This window comes from Jiangella rhizosphaerae, assembly GCF_003579925.1.
In the GTDB taxonomy this organism is placed as follows: domain Bacteria; phylum Actinomycetota; class Actinomycetes; order Jiangellales; family Jiangellaceae; genus Jiangella; species Jiangella rhizosphaerae.
In genome coordinates this window covers 1-8,361 of the sequence record NZ_QUAL01000375.1, presented here as the reverse complement: position 1 = coordinate 8,361, position 8,361 = coordinate 1, and the positions used below count along the sequence as shown (strand labels likewise).

The window sequence follows — 8,361 nt, the reverse complement described above, 5'->3', positions numbered from 1 at the left end:
GCCGCCGGCACCGGAGCAGCGGGGGCGGCCTCGGCGACCTCAGCGGTCGCTGCTGCCGCAGCGGGTTCAGCTGCCGGAGCGGACGCCGCCGGCGCGGACGCTGCCGGAGCGGCCCCCGCCGGCGCGGATTCCCCGACCGGTTCGCCGGCGCCCGCGAGCCGGGCGATCGGCGCGCCGATCGGCGCGGTGTCGCCCTCCTTCACCAGGATCTCGGCGAGCACGCCGTCCTCGTAGGCCTCGTGCTCCATGACGGCCTTGTCGGTCTCGATCTCGACCAGGACGTCACCGGCGTGGACCTCGTCGCCGACCTGCTTGCGCCAGGCGCTGACGACTCCCTCCTCCATCGTGTCGGAGAGGCGGGGCATCAGGATCTCGGTCATCGCGGGGAATCTCCTCAGTGCGCGCCGACGGACCGGCGGCCGACGGCGTCGAGGGTCTGGTGGACGGCGGTGACGACGTCGTTCGCCGACGGCAGCGCCGCCAGCTCCAGCGACTTCGCGTAGGGCAGCGGCACCTCGGCCATCGCCACTCGCCGCACCGGGGCGTCGAGGTAGTCGAACGCGCCGTCGGAGATCGACGCGGCGACCTCGGCGCCGATGCCGTAGGTCAGCCAGTCGTCCTCGAGCACCACGGCGCAGGACGTCTTCTTGACCGACTCGATGATCGTCGGACGGTCCAGCGGGCGCAGGCTGCGCAGGTCGACCACCTCGGCCGAGATCCCTTCCTCCGCAGCGAGCTTCTCGGCGACCTGCAGCGCGACGTGCGCCATGCGGGAGTACGCCACCAACGTGATGTCGGTGCCCTCGCGGGTGACGGCGGCCCGCCCGATCTCACCGGCGACGTCGCCGTCCGGGACCTCGCCCTTGGTGTTGTAGAGCGCGAGGTTCTCGAGGAACAGCACGGGGTCGTTGTCGCGGATCGACGCGAGCAGCAGGGCCTTCGCGTCGGCCGGCGACGACGGCGCCACGACCTTCAGGCCGGGCGTGAACGCGTAGAACAGCTCGACGTTCTGCGAGTGCGTGGCCGCGAGCTGCTGGCCGCCGCCACCCGGCGTGCGGATGACCATCGGCACGGACCGCTGCCCGCCGAACATGCCGTAGATCTTCGCGGCGTGGTTGACGATCTGGTCCAGCGCGAGCAGCGAGAAGTTGATCGTCATGATCTCGACGACGGGGCGCAGGCCGAGCATCGCGGCCCCGACGGCGGCGCCGGTGAAGCCCTCCTCGGCGATGGGGGTGTCGCGCACCCGCTTCGGGCCGAACTCGTCCAGCAGGCCGGCGGTGATCTTGTACGAGCCCTCGAACCGGCCGATCTCCTCGCCCATCAGGAAGACGTCGGGATCGCGGAGCATCTCGGCGCGCAGCGTGTCGTGCAGCGCCTGGCGGTAACTCATGACGGCCATGTCAGGCTCCTACCGGGAACAGCGGGTCAGCGGGGAGGCGGCGCGAGTCGTTCGGCACCGGGCTGGCATAGGTGTAGTCGAACAGCGACGACACCTCGGGCGCCGGGCTCTTCTCGGCGAACTCGACGGCGGCCTTGACGATGCGGTGGACGTCGGCGTCGATCTCGGCCAGCTGGTCGGCGTCGGCGACCTTGTCGGCGATCAGCTTGTCGTGCAGGCCCGCGACGGGGTCCTGGGCGCGGACGGCCTCGACCTCGTCCTTGCTGCGGTACGCGGCGGGGTCGACGACGGAGTGCCCCTTCAGCCGGCCGCTCACGGTCTCGAGCAGGTACGGCTTCTGCTCCTTGCGGGCCCGCTCGACGGCGACCTTCGCGGCGTCGCGGACGGCGATGACGTCGTTGCCGTCGACCCGCGCGGACTCCATGCGGTACGCCGACGCGCGCTTGTACAGCTCGGGCTCGGCCGAGGACATCTCGACCGTCGTGCCCATGCCGAGCTGGTTGTTGACGACGACGAACACGATGGGCAGGTTCCACAGCGTCGCCATGTTCAGCGTCTCGTGGAACGCGCCGATGTTCGTGGTGCCGTCGCCCATCTGGCACATGACGACCTCGTCGCCGTCGCGGTACGAGACCGCGAGCGCGGCGCCGGCCGCCAGCGGCAGCTGCCCGCCGACGATGCCGTAGCCGCCGAGCTGGCGGACGTCGGTGTCGAACAGGTGCATCGACCCGCCCCAGCCCTTGCTGACGCCGTCCTGCCGGCCGTACAGCTCGGCCATGACGCGGCCGGGGTCCATGCCGCGGATGAGCGCGTAGCCGTGGTCGCGGTAGTTCGTGAAGAGGTAGTCGCGCTCCTCGATGGCCGCCATGAGGCCGACGACGGTGGCCTCTTCGCCGAGGTTGAGGTGGCAGTAACCGCCGATCTTCGCCTCGGTGTACGCCTGCGCGGTGCGCTCCTCGAACCGGCGGACCAGGAGCATCTGCCGGTAGAAGCCGAGCAGTTCCTCGTGGTTCCTCGCCGAGCGCGCCGGACGCTTGCGACTGGTGGTCGCCACTGTTACCCGCCCTTCGTTGTCACGGGGCGCGTCGCTCGACGCGCAGCGGTGGCCCGGCGGTGGCCGGGCAAACAATGAAACGTTAGCGTTTCATTGCATCCAAGACTACCTCCGAGCCAGGATGATGACGTGACTGCACGGGGGGCGGCGACGGCGCCGCGAGGCCGGCCGCGCGACGTGGACCGCGCCGCCCGGCGCGACGCGCTGCTCGAGACGGCCATGCGGCTGTTCCTCACGCATGGCTACGGCGGCACGACCATCGAGGTCATCGCCGCCGAGGCCAGGGTCGCCAAGCGGACGGTCTACACCACGGTGGGCGACAAGGCCGACCTGTTCGTGGCCGTGGTCCGGCGTCTGGGCGACCGGGTCGTCAACACCGTCGCGCCCGACGCCGGCGACCCGGTGAGCGACCTGCACGCGTTCGGGGTGCGGCTGGTCCGGCTCATGCTCTCCGACGAGGCCATCGGACTGCACCGACTGGTCACCGGCGAGGCGGCGAAGTTCCCCGAGCTCGCCGCCCGGCACTACGCCAACGGGCCGCGCCGCTACATCGGCGTGCTGTCCGGCCTGCTCGCCGCGCTGCCGCCGGACCGCTTGCTCGTTCCCGAACCCGACCACGACGTGCTGGCCGAGCAGTTGTTCACGCTGCTCATGGGTGAGAAGCACCGGCGGCGGATGTTCGGCATCGACCCGGCGCCCACCGCCACCACCGCCGCCGAGCACGTCACCAGAACGCTGGACCTGATCCTCATCGAGCCCCCGGCCCGTTGATCTTGGAGTAATGCCGCCAAAGGTAGGCGAGATGTCCGATGGATACCGGCGTTCTCCAAGATCAACGAGGGTGTGGGGCTCGGTGGTCCTCAGGGTCGGCCGGGGAGGAGGACGACGGCGTCGCCGACGGGGCGCTCGACGGGGTCGCTCGGCGTGTTGACGACGCCGTCCTCGGTGACGACGGTGCTCGAGCCGCCGCCGTCGAGGTTCAGGGCCTCGTCCACGCCCAGCGATCGCATCAGCTCCGCGGTCTCGGTGATGCTCAACCCGACGCTGCGGCCGACCTGGCGACCGTCGACCACCACGAACACCAGGCGCCCGTCCGGCAGCACACCCGCCGCGGTGCGCGGGTTGCGGCGCACGTACCAGCGCCAGTAGAAGTCGGCGCGCGCCGTGCCGGCCAGGGTCGCCGGGCTCCAGCCGTCGCGCACCGGGTCCAGCGCCGTCGCGCCGTCCTCGACCAGCAGCGGTCCGCCGTTGACCACGGACGCGCCCGGCCGCAGCGGCACCCGCCGGCCGGTGTCGCCGTCGACCACGTCGGTGTCCAGGACCAGACGCGCACCGGCGGTGCCGTGCTCGGCCAGCCATGCGGCCGCGTCCCCGGTGGCCTGGAGGACGACGGTGCCGGCGGCCGGCTCCGCGCCGCCCCGGACGGGCGCGACCTCGACGACGCGGTCCTGCGCGTCGAGCCGGACCTGGTATCCCGGGCCGGTGGGCAACGCCGCGCCGAAGTCGGCGGTGAACGCGACCGGCTCATGCGCGTTGCCGCAGGTGTAGTCGTTGCCATGGGCCGGGGACGTTCCGGCTGCCGTCGATGGTGAAGAAGCCACCGTTGACGGCGGCCAGCGCGCCGACCCGGTCCACGATGGCGCTGGTGGTCTCGCGGCCGGCCACCTCGCCGGTCGCCAGCTCGGTGCGGACCGTTCCGTCGAACTCGCGCGGATCGACCTCGGGGATCGTGACCCGCCACGGGCCGTCGGTCGGGCCGCCGTCGTCGCGAAGTCGGCGGTCGCGGTGTAGCCGTCGTCCGGGTCGACGGCGCCGCGGACGATCCGGTACAGCGTCACGCCGGGCCAGCTCCTCCTGGGAGCGCTCCTCCACCAGGCCGGCCGGGCCCAGCGGCAGCTCGTCCGGCAGCAGCCCGCCACGCTCGGGCGCCGCACTCACGACCCCGTCCCCAGGACGCAGACGCCGGCGAGGGCGGCGTAGGCGGCGACGCGTGTCGGCTTGCGCATGCGATGTCGCTTCCGCGAGGGTTGCGAACCTTGCCGGACGCTAGTCGCTCCAGGGTAGCGGGCCGGTCAACCCCCGGGAGCCGCGTCCGGCGGCCGGATGACTGTGCGATCACCTGTCAGTCACCGGTACGGTTGCCGTGGCGCATGGGGGATCGGAGGGGTGAGAGCTGGTGGGCCGGGCGCGGCTTGAGGTCGCTCTGCTGGGTCCGGTCGAGGTGCACCGCGACGGGGTCACGATCCCGGTGCCACCCGGCCGGCCCACCGTCATCCTCGCAGCTCTCGCCGCGCGCCCCGGCACCGTCGTCCCCGTCGACGCGCTGGCCGGCTGGCTGTGGCCCGACGACGAGCCGGTGCATCCGCGGGCGGCCATCCAGACCCACGTCGCCCGGCTGCGCGCCGCGCTTGGCGACGGTTTCGTCCAGGCCGCCGGCGACGGCTACCGCCTCGACCTCCCGCCCGATGCCGTCGACGTCACCCGGTTCCGCGAACTGGTCGCCGCCGGCCGCGACGCCGAACCGGCCACCGAGCTGACCCTGCTGCGCGAGGCGCTGGCGCTGTGGCGCGGCGATCCGCTGGCCGGGCTCAACCCCGACGACCTCGAGAAGGCGACCGCGCCGCTGCTGGTCGAGGAGCTGCTGTCGGCCACGGAACGGATGAACGAGCTGCGGCTGCGCCTCGACCGCACCGACGAGGAGTTCGTGCCGTCGCTGCGCCGCCTGGTCGCCGCGCACCCGTGGCGGGAGCGGCTGTGGGCGCAGCTGATGCTGGCCCTCTACCGCCAGGGCCGGCAGGGCGACGCGCTCGCGGCGTACCACGAGGTCGTGACGGTGCTGCGCGACGAGCTCGGCATCGATCCCGGCCCCGAGCTCACCGACCTGCACCGGCGCATCCTCGACACCGACCCGACGCTGTTGCCGACGGCCCCCGGCGCGGGACCCGGGGCGGGCGGCGGCCCGGCCGGTTCGGCCGCGGCGCCGGTCGTCCGGCCGCCGGTCCAGCTGCCCCGCTCGACGGCGCAGTTCGTCGGCCGCGAGCACGAGATCGACCTGCTCACGGCCGTGCTGTCGGAGAACCGGTCGTGGGCCCGGCTGGGACTGATCTCGGGGCCGGGCGGGTCGGGCAAGACCACGTTGGCCCTGCACGTCGGGCATGCGCTGCGCGAGGCGCACCCCGACGGCCAGCTCTTCGCGGAGCTGCGCGGGTCCACCGTCCCGGCCGATCCCGCCGAGGTGCTCGCGGAGTTCCTCCGCGCGCTGGCCACGCCCGAGGAGGACATCCCGGCGACGCTGGACGAGCGGGCCGCGCTGTTCCGGTCCGCGTGCGCGCACCGCCGGCTGCTGGTGGTGCTCGACGACGCCCGCGACGCCGCGCAGGTGACGCCGCTGCTGCCCGGCGCCGGCGGCTGCAGCGTGCTGGTGACCAGCCGGCCGCAGCTGAGCATGATCCCGGCCGACGTCCAGATCGACCTCGCGCTGTTCTCCGACGACGACGCCTACGAGCTGCTGGAGTCGATGGTCGGCCGCGAGCGCCTGGCCGCCGAGCCCGAGGCGACGGCCCTCGTCGTGAGCGCCTGCAAGGGCTCGCCGCTGGCGCTGCGCATCGCCGGCGGGCGGCTGGTCACCCGGCCGGCGTGGCCGATCGACCACTTCGCGGAGCGGCTGCTCACCAGCCGCCTCGACGAACTCGAGATGGGCGACCTCAGCGTGCGGTCGATGCTGACGGCGTCGGTGCAGGGCCTCGACCCCGCCATCGCGTTCCGGTTCCGGCTGCTCGCGGCGGTGCCCGGTCCCACCGTCGACGTCGAGACCGCGGCCGCCACCTGGGACGTCTCGGCCGACGACGCTCGCAGCGTGCTCGAGCACCTGGTCGACGTACGGCTGATCGACTCCGCCGCGCCCGACGAGTACCGCTGGCACGACCTCGTCGACGACCACCTGCGCGCCGTCGCCGACTCCCACCGCGTCACCGCGGCCCGGCGCCGCCTCGTCCGCTACTACCTGCGCTGCCTGCACAACCTGTGGCCGGTGCTGCGGCCGGGCAGCGGCGCCGTCGAGCCCGGCGCGTGGTTCCCGCACGAGGTCGTGGGGCGGTCGTTCTCCGACCGCGCCGAGATCCATGCCTGGCTGCACCCGCACACCGCGCTCATGACGTCGCTCGGCCTGGCCGGCCTGCACGCCGACCAGCAGGACGTCGTCGACGAGTCGGCCGCGCTGCTGCTGGCGCTGGCCCGCGCCCGGTACGAATGCTGCCGCGAGGCGCACACCGAGGACCTCTCGCGCGCGGTCCTCGACGTCCCGGCCAAGCTCGGCGATCCGGTGCTGACGGCGCGCGCCTGGCACGCGCTGGCGCTGTCGCTCGGTGCGCAGAGCCGGCGCGAGGAGGCACTGGAGGCCGGCGCCCGCGGCCTGGCGGTCCGCCGCGAGCTGGGCGACCGGTACGGCGAAGTGATCATGCTGCACAACATGGCCGTCTGGCACGAGCTGGACGGCCGGTACGAGGAGGCCGCCGAGCTGTTCCAGCGGTGTGCCGAGGCCGACGACGTCCTGTCCCCGGAGGTCCGGCGGCGCTGCCGGCGCAACCTCGCCGACGTGCAGATCAGCCTCGGCCGCTATGACGATGCCCGGCGCAACCTCGAGCTGACCGGCGAGGGCCTCGGCGACGAGCCCGGCATCGAGCTGTTCGACCAGCTCATGGCGCTCGCGCACCTCGCGCTCGAGACCGGCGCCGCCGACGACGCGGTGGCGGGGTTCGAGCGCGCCGTCGCGGTCGCCGTCGAGCTGGGTTCGGTGCCGTTGCAGGCCGCCGGCCTGGTCAAGGAGGCCAACGCGCTGCGCCGCGCCGGTCGCGACGGGGGCGGGCCGGCCGCGCGGGCGGCGGCGCTGGCCAGGGAAGGTCACCTCGCCGACGTCGAGGCCGAGGCGCTGGCCGAGCTCGGGTACAGCCGCAGCGGTGACGGCGACGACGAGGCCGCCCGGACGCACTGGGCGGCGGCGCTGCGCATCTTCGACTCGCTCGGCTCGCCGCGCGCCGACGAGCTGCGCGACCGGGTGGCGGAGCAGCCGTGACCCGCACCCCGCACCTCGACGTCGGGCCGCGTGGCGGTCCGGGCGAGGTCGCGGGGCCGTCCGGCGAGCTGGACGTCCGGTTGCTCGGCGCGGTCGAGGTCCGCCGCGACGGCGTGCCGGTGCCGGTGCCGTCGGGGCGGCCGGCGGTCATCCTCGCCGCACTGGCGCTGCGGCCCGGCGGCGTCGTCTCGCAGGGCACCCTGGCCCGGCTGCTGTGGCCCGACGCCCAACCCGAGCATCCGCGGGCGGCACTACAGACCCACGTCGCCCGGGTGCGGGCGGTGCTCGGCCGCTCCGCGGTCGAGTCCACCGGCGACGGCTACCGGCTCGTCCTGCCGCCCGACGTCGTCGACGTGACGCGGTTCCGCGGGCTGTCCGCGGCCGCGCGCGCCATGGACGACCTGCCCGGGCGGCTCGCGCTGCTGGACCAGGCGCTGCTGCTGTGGCGGGGCAACCCGCTGGCCGGCCTCTGGCCCGACGTCCTCACCCGCCAGTCCGCGCCGTCTCTGCTCGACGAGGTGCTGACGGTGGCCGAGCGGGCCTGCGAGCTCCGGCTGCTGCTGCACGGTCCCGACGACGGCGTGATCAGGGAGCTGCGCGAGCTGGTGACGGCGTACCCGGAACGCGAGGGCGCCGCCGCCCAGCTGATGATCGCCCTGTACCGCGAGGGCCGCCAGGGCGACGCGCTCGGCGTCTTCCACGACACCGTCCGTGCCCTGCGCGCCGCCGGCCGGCGTCCCGGTCCGGAGCTGGCCGCCGTCCACGCCCGCCTGCTCAGCGGCGACGGCGACCCGGTCACGGCCGGCGCCGACGCCGGCGCCTCCGCCGCGCCGG

The 8,361-nt window shown here is 74.1% G+C and carries 8 protein-coding genes; 3 read left to right on the top strand and 5 right to left on the bottom strand.

The genetic code is table 11. From position 1 onward, the window contains the following. The 3 genes from DY240_RS25755 to pdhA form a co-directional block, all read right to left on the bottom strand. Positions 1-380, bottom strand: a 380-nt coding sequence (locus DY240_RS25755; RefSeq protein WP_325049313.1) for a biotin/lipoyl-containing protein, incomplete at its 3' end; no start/stop codon positions are given. A 14-nt stretch (positions 381-394) separates the two neighbouring features. Then, positions 395-1,402 (bottom strand): alpha-ketoacid dehydrogenase subunit beta, encoded by a 1,008-nt coding sequence (locus tag DY240_RS25750; RefSeq protein ID WP_119662542.1) that lies wholly within the window; start codon positions 1,400-1,402, stop codon positions 395-397. 1 nt (position 1,403) lies between these two features. Further along, the gene (pdhA, locus tag DY240_RS25745; protein ID WP_199702436.1) at positions 1,404-2,456 is read right to left on the bottom strand and encodes a pyruvate dehydrogenase (acetyl-transferring) E1 component subunit alpha; all 1,053 of its coding nucleotides are present in this window, start codon (positions 2,454-2,456) and stop codon (positions 1,404-1,406) included. 129 nt (positions 2,457-2,585) lie between these two features. Between pdhA and DY240_RS25740 the strand changes: the two genes are divergently transcribed. After that, a complete protein-coding gene (locus DY240_RS25740) occupies positions 2,586-3,227 on the top strand; it encodes a TetR/AcrR family transcriptional regulator (RefSeq protein WP_147375525.1) in 642 nt (213 codons plus the stop codon). 89 nt (positions 3,228-3,316) lie between these two features. Here the strand turns inward: DY240_RS25740 and DY240_RS25735 are convergent, their stop codons facing one another. Both DY240_RS25735 and DY240_RS32510 read right to left on the bottom strand, forming a co-directional pair. After that, a complete protein-coding gene (locus tag DY240_RS25735) occupies positions 3,317-3,946 on the bottom strand; it encodes a phosphodiester glycosidase family protein (protein ID WP_233552878.1) in 630 nt (209 codons plus the stop codon). Between the two features lie 34 nt (positions 3,947-3,980). After that, positions 3,981-4,394 carry a hypothetical protein gene (locus DY240_RS32510; protein WP_158603003.1) on the bottom strand — a complete coding sequence of 138 codons (414 nt, stop codon included), beginning with the start codon at positions 4,392-4,394 and terminating at the stop codon, positions 3,981-3,983. Positions 4,395-4,632: 238 nt separating this feature from the next. Between DY240_RS32510 and DY240_RS25730 the strand changes: the two genes are divergently transcribed. Together DY240_RS25730 and DY240_RS25725 are read left to right on the top strand one after the other, a co-directional pair. Beyond that, a complete protein-coding gene (locus tag DY240_RS25730; protein WP_119662539.1) occupies positions 4,633-7,527 on the top strand; it encodes an AfsR/SARP family transcriptional regulator in 2,895 nt (964 codons plus the stop codon). Continuing rightward, positions 7,524-8,361: AfsR/SARP family transcriptional regulator (locus DY240_RS25725; RefSeq protein WP_199702434.1), on the top strand; the 838-nt coding region annotated here is incomplete at its 3' end. The genes DY240_RS25730 and DY240_RS25725, both read left to right, overlap by 4 nt.